12 protein-coding genes and 4 pseudogenes are annotated in these 19,168 nt (G+C 45.5%); 5 read left to right on the top strand and 11 right to left on the bottom strand.

Annotated features, from left to right (window positions below):
• Nucleotides 1–98 precede the first annotated feature (98 nt).
• A complete protein-coding gene (locus tag JCM16496_RS12170) occupies nt 99–317 on the top strand; it encodes a winged helix-turn-helix domain-containing protein (RefSeq protein ID WP_005826242.1) in 219 nt (72 codons plus the stop codon).
• Between the two features lie 155 nt (nt 318–472).
• On the top strand, nt 473–1,492 hold the full coding sequence (locus JCM16496_RS12165) for a threonine aldolase family protein (protein ID WP_025834563.1): 1,020 nt from the start codon (nt 473–475) through the stop codon (nt 1,490–1,492).
• Nucleotides 1,493–1,662: 170 nt separating this feature from the next.
• On the opposite strand, the pseudogene JCM16496_RS12160 reads toward JCM16496_RS12165, so the two are convergent.
• Nucleotides 1,663–4,172: pseudogene (locus tag JCM16496_RS12160) on the bottom strand (bifunctional glycoside hydrolase family 9 protein/polysaccharide deacetylase).
• A gap of 308 nt (nt 4,173–4,480) precedes the next feature.
• Here JCM16496_RS12160 and JCM16496_RS12155 point away from each other — a divergent pair.
• Both JCM16496_RS12155 and JCM16496_RS12150 read left to right on the top strand, forming a co-directional pair.
• Nucleotides 4,481–5,449, top strand: a complete 969-nt coding sequence (locus tag JCM16496_RS12155; RefSeq protein ID WP_025834562.1) for a DnaJ C-terminal domain-containing protein — start codon at nt 4,481–4,483, stop codon at nt 5,447–5,449.
• A gap of 17 nt (nt 5,450–5,466) precedes the next feature.
• Nucleotides 5,467–5,760, top strand: a complete 294-nt coding sequence (locus JCM16496_RS12150; protein ID WP_009036538.1) for a chaperone modulator CbpM — start codon at nt 5,467–5,469, stop codon at nt 5,758–5,760.
• A gap of 136 nt (nt 5,761–5,896) precedes the next feature.
• Here the strand turns inward: JCM16496_RS12150 and JCM16496_RS12145 are convergent, their stop codons facing one another.
• The 4 genes and pseudogenes from JCM16496_RS12145 to JCM16496_RS12130 all read right to left on the bottom strand — a co-directional run bounded on the left by JCM16496_RS12145 (nt 5,897) and on the right by JCM16496_RS12130 (nt 10,361).
• Nucleotides 5,897–7,603 (bottom strand): acyl-CoA dehydrogenase family protein, encoded by a 1,707-nt coding sequence (locus JCM16496_RS12145; protein ID WP_005826256.1) that lies wholly within the window; start codon nt 7,601–7,603, stop codon nt 5,897–5,899.
• A gap of 10 nt (nt 7,604–7,613) precedes the next feature.
• The gene (locus tag JCM16496_RS12140; RefSeq protein WP_244440351.1) at nt 7,614–8,363 is read right to left on the bottom strand and encodes an energy transducer TonB; all 750 of its coding nucleotides are present in this window, start codon (nt 8,361–8,363) and stop codon (nt 7,614–7,616) included.
• Between the two features lie 83 nt (nt 8,364–8,446).
• Nucleotides 8,447–9,465 (bottom strand): annotated as a pseudogene (locus tag JCM16496_RS12135) (electron transfer flavoprotein subunit alpha/FixB family protein).
• 4 nt (nt 9,466–9,469) lie between these two features.
• Nucleotides 9,470–10,361 (bottom strand): annotated as a pseudogene (locus JCM16496_RS12130) (electron transfer flavoprotein subunit beta/FixA family protein).
• Between the two features lie 337 nt (nt 10,362–10,698).
• Here JCM16496_RS12130 and JCM16496_RS12125 point away from each other — a divergent pair.
• A pseudogene (locus tag JCM16496_RS12125) lies at nt 10,699–12,457 on the top strand (1-deoxy-D-xylulose-5-phosphate synthase).
• Between the two features lie 117 nt (nt 12,458–12,574).
• Here JCM16496_RS12125 and JCM16496_RS12120 read toward each other — a convergent pair.
• The 6 genes from JCM16496_RS12120 to JCM16496_RS12095 all read right to left on the bottom strand — a co-directional run bounded on the left by JCM16496_RS12120 (nt 12,575) and on the right by JCM16496_RS12095 (nt 19,157).
• Nucleotides 12,575–13,594, bottom strand: a complete 1,020-nt coding sequence (locus JCM16496_RS12120) for a leucine-rich repeat protein (RefSeq protein ID WP_025834559.1) — start codon at nt 13,592–13,594, stop codon at nt 12,575–12,577.
• Complete coding sequence (locus JCM16496_RS12115; RefSeq protein ID WP_128809576.1) at nt 13,591–13,977, bottom strand: BACON domain-containing protein; 387 nt, start codon at nt 13,975–13,977, stop codon at nt 13,591–13,593. The genes JCM16496_RS12120 and JCM16496_RS12115 overlap by 4 nt, the downstream gene beginning before the upstream one ends.
• Nucleotides 13,978–14,076: 99 nt before the next feature.
• The gene (locus JCM16496_RS12110; protein WP_025834555.1) at nt 14,077–15,756 is read right to left on the bottom strand and encodes a BSAP5a family pore-forming toxin; all 1,680 of its coding nucleotides are present in this window, start codon (nt 15,754–15,756) and stop codon (nt 14,077–14,079) included.
• A gap of 5 nt (nt 15,757–15,761) precedes the next feature.
• On the bottom strand, nt 15,762–17,183 hold the full coding sequence (locus JCM16496_RS12105) for a hypothetical protein (RefSeq protein WP_025834554.1): 1,422 nt from the start codon (nt 17,181–17,183) through the stop codon (nt 15,762–15,764).
• Between the two features lie 52 nt (nt 17,184–17,235).
• Nucleotides 17,236–17,601, bottom strand: coding sequence for a DUF3244 domain-containing protein (locus JCM16496_RS12100; RefSeq protein WP_025834552.1), 366 nt, complete (start codon nt 17,599–17,601; stop codon nt 17,236–17,238).
• A 179-nt stretch (nt 17,602–17,780) separates the two neighbouring features.
• On the bottom strand, nt 17,781–19,157 hold the full coding sequence (locus JCM16496_RS12095; protein WP_128809575.1) for a hypothetical protein: 1,377 nt from the start codon (nt 19,155–19,157) through the stop codon (nt 17,781–17,783).
• Nucleotides 19,158–19,168 lie beyond the last annotated feature (11 nt).

The raw sequence follows: 19,168 nt of genomic DNA, 5'->3' as shown, positions 1-19,168 counted from the left end.
TTCGTTTTTGTTGTTAGTTAAATAAAAAATCATATCTTTACCCTTCGTAAAGATAACCTAATCAACAAGAACTATTAACCTTTTTAATTGAAGAGAAAATGAACAAAAGCGAAATTGGACTAAATGCTGGGAAAGTTTGGCAGTTGCTTAGCGATTATACCAGATGGAGCTACGGTTCTTTAAAGAGGAAGTCCGGACTGAAGGACAAGGAGTTGGGAGCCGCATTGGGGTGGCTTGCCCGTGAGGACAAGATTGAAATTCATCAGGAAGAAGATGAACTTTATGTTTCACTAGGGGTAAATGTTTATATCGGATAAAGGAAACCGATTGAATGGATTGATTGAGGAGCACAGATTTCGCAGTGCGGAAGCATTTTCCGCCGGGGGATGAAATCTGTGCTCCTTTGTTTCTTCATGTTGCAGAATATTCTTTCCTTTGCACATTCTTTTCAATGAACAAAAACAGAAAGACTATGAGAAGTTTTGCTTCAGACAATAATTCAGGCGTACATCCGTTGGTAATGGAGGCGCTGAACCGGGCCAACCGTGACCATGCTGTCGGTTATGGGGATGACCCTTGGACAGAGGAGGCTGTCCGTAAAATAAGGGAAGCGTTTACGCCGGATTGCGAACCATTGTTCGTATTCAACGGTACGGGCAGTAATGCGGTGGCTTTGCAGCTGTGTACCCGCCCTTATAATTCCATTATTTGTGCGGAGACCGCCCATATCTATGTCGATGAATGCGGTGCGCCTGCCCGCATGACAGGTTGTCAGATTCGTCCCATAGCTACTCCTGACGGCAAGCTGACGCCCGATTTAGTCCGTCCTTATTTGTGCCACTTCGGCGAGCAGCATCATTCGCAGCCCGGAGCCATTTATATTTCGCAATGTTCGGAGCTGGGCACTGTCTATAAGCCGGACGAGTTGCGGGCTTTGACGGATTTGGCCCATCGGCATGGCATGTATGTCCATATGGACGGAGCCCGTCTGGCAAATGCTTGTGCAGCCTTGAATCTTGGCTTTAGGGAACTGACAGTGGATTGCGGGATAGATATTCTTAGCTTTGGCGGTACGAAAAACGGACTGATGTTGGGAGAAAGCGTGGTTGTCTTTAACCCGGCCTTGAAGAAGGAAGCTTATTTTGTGCGCAAGCAGTCGGCACAGCTCGCATCCAAGCTCCGCTATCTGTCCTGCCAGTTCACTGCCTACCTGACGGACAGCCTTTGGCTGAAAAATGCCACGCATGCCAACCGTATGGCAAAGATTCTTTACGACGGATTGAAGGAGTTGCCAGGTATGCATTTTACGCAGAAGGTGGAAAGTAACCAGCTTTTCCTTACGATGCCCCGTCCGGTGATTGACGAGCTGTTGAAGGACTATTTCTTCTACTTCTGGGATGAGGCCATCCACGAAATCCGTTTTGTAACCTCTTTTGATACTACGGAAGAAGATATCGGGCAATTGCTGCAATCGGTAAAAAGGCTTCTCTGAAATATATAAAAGCTCCTAACCTTCACAGGCTGGGAGCTTACTTCGAAACTTTCCCCTCTTGGGGCAGGGGAAAGTTTACTGAAAACAAACCGATTGAATATTTACCTTAAATAGCTTTGCACGATAACCTTTTTAACTAACCTTTTCAATAAATCCTTGTTAGAGTATGCTTATATACCGACAGCCTCGCGGACCGGTACAAAAGTGTAGCCTTTTCGTTTCAGCGTCTTAATCATCTTGTCCAGATAGCCATTATAGAACTTGTCTGTGCGGCGGTCGTCCGTTCCGAAATGTATCAGCATCAGGTGTCCGTTCAGACCTTCTTTCTTTTCCACCTCCATAATCTTGTCGTAGATGAATTTGCTGCTCCGGTACTTCTGTCCCATGTCCGGAGTGGTGTAGTCGGCATTGCTCATGGTGCCAGGGTATAGTTGATAACTTGAATACCCATATTCTTTGCCCAGGCGGATATTTCCTTGTTATAGTATTCGTAAGGAGGAATATAGACGGGAGCGTCCTTGTATTCGATACCTGCCTTGCGGAGAGTCTCGTAGCTTTTCATCATATCGTTCTCAAACTCTTCGCGGGTGACCAGCAGAGAATCACGGTCTTCCCAAGGCATGTACAACAGATGTCCGTAACTGTGGCTGCCTACAAAATGCCCTTCGTCGAGCAGGCGTTTCACTACATCGGGATAGAGTTCATAGAACTCTCCGGTAAAGAAGAATCCGCCTTTGATGCCATGCTTCTTCAAGGTGCTGATGATGGCATCGGCACCGTCTGCTTTGTCGGCAGCAGTGAATACAAGGGTGATTTGCTTTTTTGAGGGATCGGTGCGGATAATGCCTCCGTCCACATATACATTCTTGTCATTTGGGATACCGGCTTGCTTCATTCCATCCTTCTGCATGGCAGAGAGGTAGTACGTGAGGCAGGCGGTTCCGTCCATGGTAGGCTCATTGGTGGAATAGTCGTGGATGGCGTCGTGATATACCATCAGGTCCGGCTGGAAGCGTTCGTAGTCTTGTCCGGGAGTTCCGGGAATTCCCGTCATGTTGACACCGCGCAGGCTTTCGAAGATGGTACGATAGACAGGACCGTCCACTAGTCCGCCGGTAGTATTGCCCACGCCTGCATTCAGCAGTGAGGAGTGGGGTTGCGAGGGATAGTCTCCGTAAAGGGGAAGTTCCACAATCATGCTGGTTCCCCAAGGGTTACAGCCGAACAGCCAGTCGCGCAGGGAGGCTTCCATTTCGGCGTATGTGTCATCGCCGGTGATTTCACGGTACAGCCGGCATTGGGTCAGCATGGCGGTAGTCAGATTGTTGGAACACCAGATGTAGGGTATACCGTGCAGGAAGGGGCTTTCTACCGCTTTCTCGTACGTGCGTTCGATGCCCGTACGCATGTTGCGGATGAATTCCTTGCTGATGCGGCTGTTGTCCACTTTGGCAAGATGGTAGTGGCCCATGTTCATGAACGGATACCATTGGTAGTGGCGTGCACTGTCGGCGCCCATCCAGGGAGTCACCGGTTCGCGACGTCCGTATTCAAGGGCTTGGGCCAGATATTTGTTGTCGCCGGTGGCTTTGTACAGCTCCATGGCTCCCAGTTCCATATCGTCCACCCAGTTGTCCTCTTCGTAGATGTAGGGAGACAAGACAGAGGCAGTCTGGCATGCTCCCGGCTTCTTGACGCCTTCCTGATAGGCGGCATCGGCCTTGTCTTCGATTTCTGCTGCAAATTCAGGATAGTAGTCTTTCAATATCTTGGCGCCTAAAGCGAAGCAGGAGGCAAACTTGCCGGCAGTGCTTGCCACTCCGGTCGTTGCGTTCTTGAACTCTCCACGTACTTGCGGTTCGCCACTGCAAAAGTAAACGGGGCGTCCTTTACCCGGTCCGTAGCCGTAATCCACCCGGTCTTTGTTAGGTAGGCGCATTCCGGCATGGTCACGGTCGTCGGCTATCTGGTTGTACAGCTCGCCCGGAGCGGGATTCATCCGGTTCAGCCAGTCCAGTCCCCACTTGATTTCGTCCACGATGTCGGGAATGCCGTTGGCTCCCGGATGTCCGGCTGCATCATAGGCGTCACCGAATGATTCCGGATTTTCCTGATAGGCAAACATCATCTGGTAGATGGCATTGGCGGAAGTGGTGGTGTATTGCAGATAGTCCGTAGCATCGTGCCAGCCTCCGCGGACGTCTATATGTTGTCCGGTTTTGGTGGGGTGATAGACGATGTAGCCGTCGTGCACGTGGCAGCTGTCTTTCAGGAACGGATTATAGCCGCAGCGTTGCTGCCGCATGTAGTGCAGCAGGTAGTCTGCGGTACCGTTGTAGACTTGTGCATTGATGGGAAAACGGGGGGAGACCGCTTTGCCTGCTTTCAGATAATACGTGCCCGGTTCTGTGAAATCACTGAAGTTCAACCGGTAGGTACTCTTCATGCCTCCCATCTTGCCGGTGGCCTTGGCTGTGTTGAAGGTACGCACCACCTTTCCGGTGAAAGCGTCAATCAATGAATAATTTTCTACGTTTGTTCCTTCCTCGCTCATAAATACAGCGACTTTGACGGATTGCGGCAAATAGCCGAGTTGGTTGATTCTGATCCATTCGCCTGCTTTGCCCGGCAGGGCTACGAGAGCGAATATTACCGTTAGGAGCCAATAATTACTTTTCATAATGGGGGTTTTTAATCTAAGGTTGGGGATTATATATAAAACAAATTTTCCTTATTACAAATAAAGCATTTTCTGTCAATTTTAGGAAGATTTAGGATGAATAATTAGACGATATTAGGTGTCGTTTACACTATTTTGGTATTTTATAGACGTGAAATAAGTGTTTGGTTGAAACTAAATGTTTGTTTATCACGTAATTATTATGCTTGATGATGCTTTTTAATTTTCGTTTACCTATTTTAGTAATGTATGAAACAAATTGGCGTGTTATTTGTTTTATGGTATTTAGACAATAAAACTAATAGACTATGGCTTATATTGATTACTATCAGGTCCTTGGAGTGGACAAAAAGGCATCTCAGGATGACATCAAGAAAGCGTTCCGCAAGCTGGCGCGCAAGTATCATCCTGACTTGAATCCGAACGATGCTACGGCCAAGGATAAGTTTCAGGCTATCAACGAGGCGAATGAGGTGCTGAGTGATCCTGAAAAAAGAAAGAAATATGATGAATATGGTGAACACTGGAAACATGCCGACGAGTTTGAAGCGCAGAAGCGGGCACAGCAGCAAGCCGGAGGATTCGGGGGATTTGGCGGTGCCGGTTTTGGAGGTTCCGGTGCAGGATTTGGTACGGACGGAGGCGGTACGTATTGGTATTCTTCCGACGGTCAGGAATTTTCGGGCAGTAATGCCGGTGGTTTCTCGGACTTCTTCGAACAGATGTTCGGTCATCGTACGCGCGGCGGAGGCGGTGCCAATGCCGGTTTCCGCGGGCAGGATTATCATGCGGATTTGAACCTCTCGCTTCGTGAGGCTGCGAAGACTCATAAACAGATATTGACGGTGAATGGCAAGCAAGTGCGTATTACCATTCCGGCCGGTGTGGCCAACGGACAGGTCATCAAACTGAAAGGCTATGGTGGCGAGGGCATCAACGGAGGTCCTGCAGGTGACTTGTACATCACGTTTGTGATTCCGGACGACTCGGTATTCAAGCGTTTGGGAGATGATTTGTATGTAGATGTGACCGTCGACCTTTATACAGCTCTGCTGGGTGGCGACCAGTTGGTGGATACTTTGGATGGTCAGGTGAAGCTGAAGGTGAAACCCGAAACTCAGAATGGGACTAAGGTACGTCTGAAGGGTAAGGGCTTCCCCATATATAAGAAGGAGGGACAGTTTGGCGATCTCATCGTGACTTATTCCGTGAAGTTGCCGACAAACCTGACGGAACAGCAGAAAGAGATGTTCCGTAAAATTCAGAGTATGAACTAATGAAAGGAGAACGGATTATGCAGAACGAATGGATTGTCATCAGCGAATATTGTGACAAGTGTCATATAGAGCCCACTTTTATTGATATGCTGTGCGAAAGTGGACTGATAGATGTGGAGCAGGAAGGTGGAGAGCGTTATCTGCCTTTCTCCGAGTTGCCGGATGTGGAACGGTACAGCCGTATGTACTACGACCTTTCCATCAATATGGAAGGGATTGATGCCATCCACCATCTGCTGGCAAGGATGGAAGAGATGCAGCGGGAGATACACTCGCTGCGCGGCAGGCTGAGGCTGCACGGAGAGTATTAATTTTCCTTTCGTCTCTTTGAGAGCTTTTGTCCTTTTAAGAAGGGGCAAGCAGGAGGAAGTATTTCAAAAAAAACAAGCGGGCACCGGAGTAGCTAAACTCCGGTGCCCGCTATATTTGTCTTGTCAAGCAATGCGTTTACTTGCGGTAGCTTTCTAGCTCTTCTGCCTTGAACTTACGGATGAAGTTAAAGTGTTTTTCCACTTCTGCTTCTGCGTAGTTCACATACACCAGAGCCGACTTGCCGAACAGTTCGGGAGCCTTTGTCGCGTCCTGGATGATGAGGTGCGACATGATACATACCGCAGCCATCTCATAGAGGCGACGTGCCACGAAGTCCAGCAATTCTTGGTTCTGTGCCTCTTTCACCGCATTGGTGCAGGCTTCGAACTTGTTGGTCATCTCTTTGATGCGGTCCATCAACGGTTGCATTTCTTCGCTGCACGGCACTTGCTCGTAGTCGCGCAAGGTGGCAGAGTATGAGCCGTTTGTTACATAACGGATAGCGGCTACGGTTTGCAACTGAGTAGTACCTTCGTAGATAGAAGTGATACGTGCATCACGATAGATACGTTGGCAAGCATACTCCAGCATGAAGCCCGAACCGCCGTGAATCTGGATGCTGTCGTAAGCATTCTGATTGGCATATTCAGAGTTCATACCTTTTGCCAGCGGAGTGAAGGCGTCGGCAAGTTTGGCATACTTCTTTTGTTCCTGGCGTTCTTCCGGAGTCAGTTTGCGTTCGCGAGCAATGTCGTCCAGCGCTTTGTAGATGTCCACGTAGCGGGAAGTCTGGTACAGCAAGGAGCGTCCTGCATCCAACTTGGCTTTCATAATAGCCAGCATGTCATATACAGCCGGGAATTCGATGATAGCCTTGCCGAACTGCTTGCGGTCTTTGGCATAAGCCAGACCTTCGTTGTAGGCAGCTTGTGAAAGGCCTACCGACTGTGCGGCAATACCCAGACGGGCACCGTTCATCAAAGCCATAACGTATTTAATCAAACCAAGCTTGCGGTCGCCGCAAAGTTCTGCCTTTGCATTCTTGTAAACCAGCTCGCAGGTGGGAGAGCCGTGGATACCCAGCTTGTTCTCGATGCGGCGCACGTCTACACCGCCTTCATTCTTATCGTAGATGAACATGGACAAGCCACGTCCGTCTTTGGTACCCTCTTCTGAACGTGCCAGTACGAGGTGGAGATTGGCGTCACCGTTAGTAATAAAACGCTTCACGCCGTTCAGGCGCCAGCAGTTGTTGGCCTCGTCATAGGTCGCTTTCAGCATTACGCTCTGCAAGTCGGAACCGGCATCCGGTTCTGTCAGGTCCATAGACATGGTCTCTCCGGCGCAGACACGCGGTATAAAACGGCTGTGCTGGTCTTCGTTACCGAATTCGTAGAGCGTTTCGATACAGTCTTGCAGTGACCAGATGTTACCGAAACCGGCATCGGCGGCGGCAACGATTTCGGCACACATGGTGTACGGAGTAATCGGGAAGTTCAAGCCACCGAAACGGCGCGGCATGGTCATACCGTTCAATCCGGCTTTTACCATGGCGTCGAGGTTCTGCTTGGTGCCGCTGGCATATTCCACACGGCCGTTGGCACAGTGGGGACCTTCTTCGTCCACGCCCTCGGCATTGGGAGCGATAATCTCTCCGGTAATCTCTCCGGTGATTTCAAGTACCTTGTCAAAAGAGTCCATAGCATCCGCATAGTCCTGCGGGGCATAGTCATACTTGTCTTTGTCTTGGTAACCGCGTTCTTTCAGTTCGCAGATACGTTCCATCATCGAGTTGTTCAGATGATACTTCAATTCGGGAACTTCGGTATAAAAATTTGCCATAATTTCTTGGTTATTTAGGTATTCTGAAGTATAGGGGTATGGTGAATTTCACCCGCTTGGCCTTTCCGTCCTGATAACCGGGCGACCAGCGGTAGACGTCGGCAATGGCCTCGAAAGCGCGTATGGCTTCTTTGTCGATGTCATAGCGCACGGACTGGAGAATTTGGGGATGGGTCATCTTGCCTTCTTCGTCTACAACGAATCGCAGGATTACCCTTCCTTCTGCCTTTTGCTTCCAGGCGTCTTCCGGATATTTGGTAACATTGGCCACCAGTTTCATAAGGTTCTCTATTCCGCCGGGGAAGGATGGAAACACGAAATACGGCTGATGTTCCATTTCAGTTCCGTGTTCGTCGAACATCTTTCCACCGGTACACTGATTCTCTGAATAGTGTTCCTCTCTACGGAGTTTCCCGTCAGGATAGTACTGCAGGAGTGTTCCGTCAAGTTTCCCATCGCTGTAGCTCCGGGCCAGATGTATGGCACCGTCGGGATAATACACCATGGTCTGCCCCTCCAGGCGGTTGTCTCTATATACTTCTGTCAGGCTGTCCTTGCCATTTGCATAGAATGATGTATGCAGGCCTTCCCTTATCCTTTTGCGGGGATTGCTTTTGTATTCGGAGAAATGCCAGACATCCTTCTTCTGTCCTTCCAAAGCATACTCTTCCACCTTGATGCACTTCTTGTTTATCTTGGAAACAAGAGCATACCTGACTGCCTGGATGGAGTCGTCCGTCCATTGGTAATTCTTGTCCAACCAGAGCTTTTTTTGAGTGATAGCGGAAGATATACCTGAAAGAAGAACAAATATAAGAATCAGCTTCATGATTACCTTTATTGTTATTTACTGTGTGATTTATAATATTTTATCATCTTCGGGATAACCTCTTCCACCGCACCGTTGATGACATAGTCGGCAATCGTATTGATGGGAGCGTTCTCGTCATTGTTGATGGAGATGATAATACCACTTTCCTGCATACCGGCAATGTGCTGGATTTGTCCGCTGATGCCGCAAGCGATATACAGTTTGGGGCGGACAGTGACGCCGGTCTGGCCAATCTGGCGGTCATGGTCGGCATAACCGGCATCGACGGCAGCACGGCTGGCACCTACCTCTGCATGGAGTTCTTTGGCAAGCTCGAACAACATGTCAAAACCTTCCTTGCTTCCCATGCCGTAGCCGCCGGCAATCACGATGGGAGCGCCTTTCAGGTTGTGTTTTGCTTTTTCTACGTGGCGGTCGATGACTTTTACCACATAGTCCGTCTCGGGCACGTACTTGGCAACGTCGTGGTTGATGACTTCGCCTTATAGTCAGCGTCCAGTATCTCTTTCTTCATCACACCTTCGCGAACGGTTGCCATCTGCGGACGGTGCTCGGGATTCACAATCGTGGCAACGATGTTACCGCCGAATGCGGGACGGATTTGATACAGCAGGTTCTCGTAAACCTTGCCTTCCTTCTTGTCTTCGTGGTTGCCGATTTCCAGTGAGGTACAGTCAGCAGTCAGTCCGCTGGTCAAAGCGGAAGAAACGCGCGGACCGAGGTCGCGACCGATAACGGTGGCGCCCATCAGGCAGATTTGCGGCTTTTCTTCTTTGAACAAATTGATGAGGACAGAGGAGTGGGGAAGGGAAGTATAGGGGAACAAGCCCGGAGCGTCGAATACGTGGAGTTTGTCTACTCCGAAAGGCAATACTTGCTTTTCAATGCCTGCCAGATTGCTTCCGGCAGCAACTGCCTCCAGTTGACAGCCCAACTGATTGGCTAATTTACGACCTTTGGTCAAGAGTTCGAGACTGACGTCGGCAACTGTTGTGCCTTCTATCTCTAAATATACAAATACATTATTCATAATCTTATCCTATCGTATGGTTGGCTAACAGTTCAACAATCAAATCTTCCACATCCTTGTCGCTGCCCGTCAGCGTTTTGCTTTCTTTGGCCTGGAATGAGATGTTCTGAATGGTCTTCACCTTGGTAGGCGAACCGCTCAGACCGCATTGTGCAAGGTCGCCGTTCACGTCGGCAACACTCCATTCCGTGATGTTCAGATAGGGATATTTCTCGTAGAGGTCGGCGTAGGCAAGCTCAGCGCCTTCCTTGGTGATGGCAGCTTTTTCCTGGGCACCGAGGGCACGTTTGTACTTCTGCACCAGTTTGGCATTGCGCGGGCGGCAGGGAGCGGCACTTCCGTTTACGGTGATGACTATGGGCAGGGGAGCCTCAACGGTTTCCACACCACCGTCGATATGACGTTTCACGGTAATCTTCTTGGCAGCTTTATCCACGTTCAGAATCTCTTCTGCGTAGGTCACTTGCGTCAGCCCCAGCTTTTCGGCAACCTGCGGGCTACTTGGGCGGTATCACCGTCGATGGCCTGGCGTCCGCCGATGATGACGTCATAGTCGCCTATCTTCTTGATGGCTGTGGCAAGGGCATACGAAGTGGCAAGCGTATCGGCACCTGCAAAGGCGCGGTCGGTCAGCAGATAGCCGTTGTCGGCACCACGGTAAAGTCCTTCACGAATAACTTCGGCTGCACGTCCCGGTCCCATGGTCAGGATGGTAACAGTGGAGCCGGATGTTCATCTTTCAGTCGGAGAGCCTGTTCAAGAGCGTTCAGGTCCTCGGGGTTGAAGATGGCAGGGAGTGCCGCGCGGTTGATGGTTCCGTCGGCTTTCATGGCATCTTTCCCAACGTTGCGTGTGTCGGGAACTTGTTTTGCCAATACAACAATTTTCAAACTCATGCTATTAATTATTAGTATTAGTATTTCTTTGTATGTCAGTACCGGGAATAAGAGTAGTAGAATCCTGCTACTGAAATTGGCCGGTTAACTCATTATCAGCCTGCAAATTTACGGAAAGAGTTGGGTTTGACAAGAAAATGGGGTGAAAAATGCACAAGTTGAGGGATTTTGCGCAAATATCAGTTGGCTCTATATCTGTAAAAAAGGTAATAAAACCGGTAATTTATCTACCTTTCCGTTCCCGTTTCCTCTGTACTTTTGCAGCGTCCGGATGAGGCCTGCACGGACGGGCAGCATCGGATAAACAAGCATCGCTACTTAAATGTTATTATAGAATATGTATATTGAAAAAGTAAATTCCCCTGCTGACGTGAAAAAGTTATCAGTCAGCGAAATGAACGGATTGGGTGGAGAAATCCGCCAGGTGTTGTTAAACAAGTTAAGCTCCCACGGAGGACACGTAGGTCCCAACCTGGGAATGGTAGAAGCCACCATAGCTCTGCATTACGTGTTCGATTCACCAACGGACAAGATAGTCTATGACGTGTCTCACCAAAGTTATACCCATAAGATATTGACAGGCCGCCGGGCAGCGTTTATGAATGCGGACGAGTATGACGAAGTCTCCGGATATTCCGAACCGTCGGAAAGCGAGCACGACTTCTTCGTCATCGGGCATACCTCTACCTCCGTCAGTCTGGCAAGCGGGCTTGCCAAGGCGCGTGACCTGAAGGGGGAGGCGGGTAATGTGATTGCCGTCATCGGCGACGGCTCCCTGAGTGGCGGCGAAGCTTCGAAGGATTGAATGTAGGTGCCGAACTGGGCACGAACTTCATCGTCATTGTCAACGACAACCAGATGTCCATTGCCGAGAATCATGGCGGGCTTTACCGCAACCTGCAACTGCTGCGCGAAACGGAGGGCCAGGCTCCCTGCAACTATTTCAAGGCGATGGGTTACGACTACCTCTACGTGAAGGACGGCAACGACGTGCAACGGCTGATAGAAGCTTTTGGCCGTGTGAAGGACATCGACCATCCGGTGGTGGTGCATATCAACACCTTGAAAGGAAAGGCTACCGCCTTGCCGAGGAGCAGAAGGAACGCTTTCATTACAGCATTCCCTTCAGCCTGGAGACCGGAGTGCCGACGATAGACTTCGGTGGAGGTGAAGACTATGCCGACCTAACCGCCAACTATCTGCTGCAGGAAATGAAGAAAGACCCCACCGTGGTGGGTATCACGGCAGGCACTCCCACCGTGTTCGGCTTCACCGAAGAGCGGCGCAGGGAAGCGGGAAAGCAGTTCATCGACATGGGCATTGCCGAAGAGCAGGCTGTGGCCATGGCATCGGCCATTGCCGCAGGCGGGGCCAAGCCGGTATTCGGGGTATATAGCACCTTCATTCAGCGTGCCTACGACCAGATGTCGCAAGACCTCTGCATCAACGATAATCCCGCACTGATACTCGTCTTCTGGGCCAGCTTGTCCAGCATGAACGATGTGACGCACCTCTGCCTCTTCGACATCCCGGTCATCGGTAACATCCCCAATATGGTCTATCTGGCACCTACTTGTCGTGAGGAGTATATGGCAATGCTGGAGTGGGGCATCCGCCAGACGGAACATCCGGTTGCCATTCGCGTGCCGGCCAATGGGGTTATCCGCAGGAATATAGAACCGGAGAAGGATTACGGTAAGACGCTGAACCGTTATGAGGTGTCCCATCGTGGAGAGAAGGTCGCCATATTGGGACTGGGCTCTTTCTATCAGTTGGGCGAAGCCGTGGCTGCCCGGTTGAAGGAAGAGAAAGGAGTGGATGCCACGCTTGTCAATCCCCGCTACATCACGGGTGTGGACGAGGTTTTGCTCGATGACCTGAAGCGCGACCATACACTGGTCATTACTCTTGAGGACGGAGTGCTGGACGGTGGCTTTGGCGAGAAGATTGCCCGTTACTACGGTCCGTCGGATATGAAGGTGCTGAACTATGGTGTGAAGAAAGAGTTTATCGACCGTTACGATGTAGAGGAACAGTTGAAGAAGAACCGGTTGACGGTTCCGCAGATTGTGGAGGATATCTGTAGGTTGGGGTAGTTCTTTGTTTTATTCTTTCACTTGCTTCATTGTTCTCCTCTATTTCCCTATTCTTAGAGTTTTCCCATGAATAAGGAGATAGAGGAGAATAATGAAAGAGGTGGAAAAACTTACTATTTATAAATCGTGTTCAACTATGTTCTTGAAATTGCTCCATCCCGGAGCCGTTTCATACAGTTCTTTCGTCCCGGAAGGAACGGACAAGGTTTGACCTTCAGGAACGATCTTCAAAACGGGAGGGATCTCCCAATCAAGATATAATGAATCTACATGGCAGCTTTTGAATGCAAGTTCTGAAATACAGGTCAGGCCAATCGGAAGATACAAGGACTTTAGTCTCGTCCCCGTTGCAAAAGCATAGTCGCCGAGCGATGTCAATTTTGAAAATGGAGTTATATTAATCTCTTCCAATTCAGAACAACCTTTAAAGGCATATTCCCCAATGATAATCACATCATCAGGTATGTTGATTCGTTCCAATCCTGTGCAGCCTTGGAAACAATGCGATCCGATTTTTTCCAAATATCCCGGTAGCTCCAATGAAACGATGTTGTCAACGTTGGCAAATGTTTCTGAGGATAGGGAGGCTTCTTCAATAAAAGGCAGATTGTCGGGCAGGTCTATCTCCAAATCGGAATAATAAGATTGGTATCCCTTGAAAATGTAAGTTTCATATAAATCCAGTTGGAGCGGATAAGACCGGGCAATTAAGCCAGACAAGAAAAGCCTTTGTTTGAGCACATATAAATCCAAGGTGTTCAGACTACCGGAAATTGTAAGATTGCGTATGTGGCGTATGTTGGCTTCTTCGTCTCCCAGCAATACATACAGGCTACCAGCTTCGACAGCCGGTATTACCACGTCTGGAGAAAAAGTAGCGGGTTGTTGGCGCACGCTTATTGATGAATGCTTTATGCCATCCACGTAAACATCTATGAACGCTATTCTCCCCAACCCCTCATTGGGCTCTATGGAAAGTTGCAATTGCACTTTCCCTTCCTGCTCTATGGTGTCGCATTTTATCCATATAGGTCGGTCAAACCTCAAAGAAAAAGTCAGCTTTCCGTTGGATGTAAATTCTATTTCTTTCGTCTGCTCCTTTTCCCCGACTACATAAGCGTCATACGCGGTGTTCACCGTTCCTTCGGGCGTTGGATGACGTTGATGGTGAAACTGGCATCATCTACCGTTACATGGATGGAAGCTTCTCTTTTGTCGAACGTGGGGTTCTTGGCACAATGAATCGTAATCTCCCCATTCCCATTGTCAATGAAGCCCTCCGCGTTCAGCCATTCCGGTTCATCCAATGTCAGATAGTCGATGGATATAACGGGTTGCGCGTCCTTGTTGGTAGTGAAGAACAGGTCGGCATTTCCGCCATTGACAGAAAACTCCAGTTTATTATTGATTAGCTCCTTGCTTCCGGAATCAAAAGTCAAGATAGTATCGTTTTCGTGGCTGCAAGAGAGGAGGAGTAGTGATAGGAGGGTGTATAGGGTTAGATAGATTGTTCTTGTCATAGTGTTTCTGTCTTTTAGTTGATAATGTCGTGAAGTTATAAAAATGAGAAATTATATAGTAATTTGTTTCTGTTTTTATAACTTCACGAATTAGTTAGATTAAAGTCCGATAATGGTATAGTAATTAGCCAAGGATGACATGGCAATCTTTTTTTCGGGTAGATTTTCCACCCAATCGCGGATACCATAATCGTCTAAAACTGCATCTTCATCCCATTCTGAGATGTAATAAGAAAGTGCTACCTTAGCTTCCGGCATATAGATATATCCCATGTTCCCATCTACTATAAATTTATAAGCTTTGGTTTCATCGAAATTATCCAAACGAATACAGACGGGATTTCTATCTCTTGGGTCTAACCATGTTTTTTCAAAACCAATATACTTTATGCCATTGAAGTACTCTTTCTTTTGTGCTGCAATACTGGATAAACGAGACCTATAGTAGTCATTGTCCGAATTTTGTTTTAATTGCACATTAGACATTTGCTTGTATTTCCCATCGCTCAAAACGATGTAATCACCTTGGCGTGTAACTAACACTGGGGCAATCTCATACAGCCGTTGTCCTTCTGCGGAACGTGCATAAACTCTAAGCACCTCTATATGGGGTTCTGTAAAGTCTGTCAAAGACTCCAGATAATCACAAGCAGTGTCATCGAATCTATTTTGGAAATTTTCTTCCAATACAAAAGCGGACAATGGCATTAATCCTTCATCGGTAATATCAATCATTGTATGTGTGTTTACGTCAGACAATGAGGACTGCCATGAAGATAAATCAACTGAAAGATTTTTCAAATCAACAGGTCCAACAATTGCATTGTTATAATTTCTGCCACCATAAGTACGAATTTGTACCATGGTATTTTGTATGCTTGATTGTGACGTAGAAACATGACCATTGTTAAGTTTGAATTTTAATGATGCTGAGACACTGCTGCTGTCGTTGTTCCAAGTAAAAGAGGCGGCAATACTATCTTGCAGGTTCTTTTCATGTAATGAATAGGATGCTCCGGCTTTTGTTTTTGCAGCATATAAAGCTAATGCTTTACCTCCCGTATCATATCCAATGAGTACATAAGGTCCGTATTGGTTTATTATTTCGCCTATTGTTGAACCATATAACGCTTCTTTAAATTCTTTTGTCAGACATTGCCGTGCGTAGATTCTTCTGCTACTACTTACGCAGTCTAAGGCAAAACGGCTATCACGTATAAGAATATCTAACTCACCATACACGGACTGATTGGATGAAGTATAAGCAGATTTAAAGACTTCTGTGGTTGTCTTTTTCCTACCTATCTTGAACAATCCTAAATTTAGGCTAAAGCCATGAGATGTTTTTTTTGTGATGCTTGAACTATCGGTAAAATGTTCAAAATCACTAAAAGTAAATTTATCCGTGACTTTATCATTCAGATAATGAGAACTAATCCTATTATTGCCTAATGCTTTTACCTTTTCGATATCAATTATCTGAAAGCCAACATTGGCATAGTCACCTATGATGCCATTTCCTGCTTTATAAGCAGAACCTAAAAGTTTCTCACTATTGCCTATTAAGGCTCCGGTTTCGGAAGAGGCTCTGCTTTTTACTATTAATGGTCTATGACGTCCATTTACATCAGGCATAGATGGCGATCTTGGTATAATTTCAATCTCGGTATCAAGTATATTACTTGATTTTTCGGTCAAATCAATCAGTTCTCTCTCTTGGCATCCCATGCAAATTGAAAGCATGAGCGTCACAATTGTTGAATATTTGATTGTTTTCATTTCTTTTAAAGTATTACTCGGGGAATAGAATCGATTATAATAGGTTTGGGACCCGCAATTATGATAGGATCGTCCGGATCTCCAATACTAGTGTATGCTGGATCATCATATTGGGGCTTTATTTGGTTAGGATTTTCGTATAAAAGTGCAGTCCAAGTTCCGGTTATTTTTACTTCTCTTACATTATTGTTTTTATCTGTTATTTGAGCTTTTGCTATGAATTTTGTAGAAATATTGTATTTGATAAAATGGGCCTTTACTTTTATATTCTTTTTTGCAGGGCAATTAAGCTTCAATATATACGAAATGGGTCTGCTTGTATGATGAATGGATGGACTTTTAAATGGAACTTGGCTATGTAGTTTTGAATTTTCCGATGTAGGAAGCATCATGTCTCTTCCGCTTACCCTGGGACATGCTATAATTGTATCTCTTACATTTATTTTTAGAGTGTTATTATTCGTATTGTAGTAAGAGCTTTCTAAGGCATTGAAATTAAACTGAATATCCACTTCTTTTTTTTGTGAGGATAAATTTTGCCCAGTTCCATAGTGATCTTCTATTTGCTCATATATCTGTGCATTATCAATATCGTATTCAATTGAAACCAGTTTGAAAGATTGACATGGAGTTATGATAAAGTTTTGTTGCTCCTTATTTGCGTCTGGTTTAGCAAATCCAAGTTTGTCATTTTGTATCGCCTCTATTGTATAATTGAAAACTGACCACATGTTATTGGGGTCGGCTTGCCCGAAATAAAGATTGTTTTGGATTCCAAAATAGCCTTTGTATCTTGTTGATGGAATTAAATTCCATCCCACGAAATCTGAATAGCTGGAATTGTCCTTTTGAGACATCAGAATTTTTACATTTGGAGTTTTGTCATAATGTCCTATCGTTATAGGTGTATTAGATTTGCAAGAATATATGAGGTATTGCATGCCACTTGATGGGGGCAGTACTTTTATGTAAAAATCATTTGCAGTATTTATTTGGGTTGTTATTCGGGATGTTCTTTGGGCAGTTCTATGAGTAGGAGTTGCCAACGTTACTTCTTGTCCTGCGCCTAAGCAACACCAACTAGTATGGCTGCTGTTTGCCCCTCCTGCCACACTTTTTACATTTATAGATACTGGTAATTCGCGGATTGCATATATGTTTGATGAAAAATAATCCTCATCATATTCAGAAGATGAAATGAATGGTGCATTCATTCGTTTGGGGCGGTTCAACATTTTCAGTTGCTCTGGAGTTGCAACAAGAGGAGTCAAAGGGTTGGAGATTGAATCTTCTAATACAGAACGAGTGAGAATATCTTGTTGTTCCATGTTCGATGTAAGGGAATTCAACATTTCATCTTGACTAGATTCGCAAGAAATAAAAGTCAAGATTGCCATTGCCATAAATAATAATTTTGTTTTTACCATAATGATAGTTTTTTATTAGTTACATGTATAAATAACTTTAAGATTAATTTTATTAAGAGATAAAATCTCCGGTAAAATCGTCCTTTCCGTCTGAAATGGAAAGTGTGTATTTGCAGGCAGTGAATCCTTCTAAAGGAATTTGCACTTTGCTACCATCAATCATCATAAGATAATCGGTGTAGATTACATTGCCTTTTTCATCTTTGACTTCTACAAGGATAGAATAGCCTTCATCAAAAAGCATCAAGGTGAGTTCATGAAGCTCGTCATCATAGGTGGCTTCGATGGGGATGGTTGGACCTAAACTTCGTTCTTCACATTTGCTCTTTTTTTTGAAATGGATAGCACGGACTTTAGCATTACTTGGTAAAGAAATAAAGCATACACATAATAATAGTGCGGTTTTTAGTCTCATCATAATACATTCGTTTTTTCAGTTAATGATGCTGCGAAATTATAGGAAATAATATTTTAATAGTGATTTTATCTTATTTCCTACTATACAATCGTATGCTGAAAATCAGATGATTATAAATGAGTTCCTATACAGATGCCTATATGAATGTTGGACTAAATACCAGTTTATTAGTGCTATATCTAATTCAATAAAATATCGACTAAAATATCATGTAGTGACTGGTCTTTAGGGGAGTCATTGTCCAACTTTTGCTTGATTCTACTGCGTTTCATCCAGACGGAAGAAGGATTGATGTTTAACAATACGGCTTCATTGTTCCCATCAAACCCTAAAACATGCAGGCAGCAATAGCGGCATTCTTCTTCGGATAGACCGGGGCATTGTTCATAAAGAGAGGCACGAAAGTCCGGATAGATTTTGCTTAATTCAATAACCAGCGTGTTCCAAAGTTTGTCCGTCAATAATGGTTTGTTATTATTGGGTTGTGGCTTTGCTAATAGCGATGAAAGTTTTTTGTATATTGCTGAGTTTTCTAAACGTTGTTTTTGTAACTCTTTGTATTTCTCAGATAGGAACAGAATCTTTTGTTGTAGTCTTATGTTTTCTTCTCTGTCCTCTTGTATGTTTTCCAAAGAGTGACGTGCTTCAAACAATTGTGCGGCAATTTCGGAACGTTCGTTATCTAAACTATTCAACTTTTCTTCCTGCCAATGCAGTTGCATTTTGGCATGTTTGCGATAAAAATAGAAAACTATGCTTCCTATAGTCAACAAGCTGACAGAAATAATCAGATAAATGAAAGAGCGTTGTCGAGCATTTTTCAGTCTTCCGTTTTCTTCTTGTATTTTAAGGTGATTATACTTCTTCTCTACTTCAAGAACTTTTGTGTTACTTTGATGGATAAACATAGAGTCTAAAAGATTTAAGCATCGTTCTTTAAAATGAAATGCTTTTGGGTAATCTTCTTTGGCTTTATAAATATTGGAATAGAAATCATTTAAAACAAAATCCATAGAGTCATTGGGAAACATTTTATCTACCAATTCCTTTGCTGCATCATACTTGCCGGAAGCAATATAAACGCCAGCTAAGCCTATTGAATCATTTACTTCTCTATAAATGTCAAGCGAGATAGCTTTTTTGTAATATTTTTCAGCTAAATCATAATGTTTTTGTAAATCATAAATGTTGGCATATGCGTTGGCTATGTTGTAATTCAATCTTTGGATGTTTAATAAATCGGCTATTGAATCAACTTGTTTCATAATGCTCTTTGCGTGTAAGAATGAATCTACAAAAGCGTATTGAGTAGCCAGATTCCTCATTGCATAGGCTTGACTTTTGAGGTTTCCTGCTTTGGAAAACAAAGAAGCGGCTTCTGTGTATTTTATTATAATTTTTTCGGGGGCATCGTATTCTTGATATAAGTCCGCCATATACGTACATATATATCCCGCTACATTGTACACTCCTTGCTCCTTGGCATAGTGCAATGCCTCTGTATACGTCTGCATTGCCAAATCCAGCTCTCCGTCTTCTACATATGCACGTCCCAAGAATAGTCCCA

This window comes from Bacteroides rodentium JCM 16496 (assembly GCF_000614125.1).
Taxonomy (GTDB): domain Bacteria; phylum Bacteroidota; class Bacteroidia; order Bacteroidales; family Bacteroidaceae; genus Bacteroides; species Bacteroides rodentium.
The sequence above is the reverse complement of the archived record's forward strand: the minus strand, read 5'-3'. Positions and strand labels throughout refer to the sequence as shown.